The sequence below is a fragment of the Devosia psychrophila genome, from assembly GCF_000971275.1.
GTDB lineage: Bacteria > Pseudomonadota > Alphaproteobacteria > Rhizobiales > Devosiaceae > Devosia > Devosia psychrophila.
The window spans coordinates 1-1,120 of record NZ_LAPV01000196.1; the positions used below are offsets into that span (position 1 = coordinate 1).

The following is a 1,120-nucleotide window of genomic DNA, read 5'->3' on the forward strand; positions in this document are numbered from 1 at the left end:
ATACCAACGGCGCTCACGATTGACCGGTGTGTGCCCATTCACGCATGCCGATCGATGTTATGGTTGTCGGCTGGTCGACGAGATTTCGCCATGCCTGACAAGCGGCATCGATGATGGCGTCGTAGGTGTCAAAAACCTGATTGGAGAGCCAGTTTTGGCGTAGGTACTGCCAGACGTTTTCGACCGGGTTTAGTTCGGGCGATCGCGAAGGTAGGAAGATCAGCGTCATGTTCTTGGGCACGGCAAGATTGGCCGTGGTGTGCCACCCAGCCCGATCGAGCAGCAGCACTGCATGGGCGCCCCTTTGGACATGCCGGCTGATCTCTTCGATGTGCAGTTGCATGGCGAAGGTATCGGCATAGGGCAGAGCCAGTCCGGCACCCTTCCCTTTGGCCGGACAGATGGCGCCGAACAGATAGGCGTTCTGATAGCGCTGATCAGCAGGTTGTCGGGGACGCGTGCCACGCTTCGCCCACAGGCGGGCGACGCCATTTTTCTGGCCGATGCGGGCCTCGTCCTGGAACCAGATTTCTATCGGCCGGCCCTTGGGAAGGTGGCCAATATGGGCTTTCAGTGCTCGCGGGAAGTTTTTTTAAATGCCGAGATGACCCCGGCATCCTGACCGGGATGTTGAGGCCGCGCGCTCATGTGCGAAAAGCCGAGTTTCTTGAGAAGCGCACCGACATGGCGCTCATGGTAGTGAACCCCAAACCGCTCCTTGATGACCCGCTGGAGGTCAATTCGGCGCCACCGCACAACGCCATCAACTGCCAGGTCTGGGCCGGTTTCGACGATCTTGATCAGTTCCACCTTTTGATCCTCCGACAGCCGCGACGGCTGACCGGGGGCCCAATGATCGAACAAGCCGTCAGGGCCGTCAGCATTGAACCGATGCACCCAATCGCGGAGCGTCTGCCGGTCCATGCCGCCCATCCGTGCAGCGTCGGCCCGGCTCAGTCCGTCCAAGACCGCCGCCAGCGACAACAACCTTCGGCTTTGATTGGCGTCTTTGCTCCGTGATGCCAGGCGCCGAAGCTCTTGCGACGAATAATCCTGCCTGATCCGAACCGAGACTGTCATGGGCGAATTTCCTTCGCCCCATGGAATCAGTAATTCCCTG

1 protein-coding gene is annotated in these 1,120 nt (G+C 59.6%); it reads right to left on the reverse strand.

Annotated features, from left to right (window positions below; genetic code table 11):
* Positions 1-13: 13 nt before the first annotated feature.
* Positions 14-1,080, reverse strand: a protein-coding gene (locus tag WH91_RS23835) for an IS630 family transposase (RefSeq protein ID WP_144408398.1) whose coding sequence is annotated in 2 segments (ribosomal slippage) — positions 14-588 and positions 588-1,080 — 1,068 coding nt in all. Because the reading frame shifts where the segments join, the coding sequence is not laid out codon by codon here.
* Positions 1,081-1,120 lie beyond the last annotated feature (40 nt).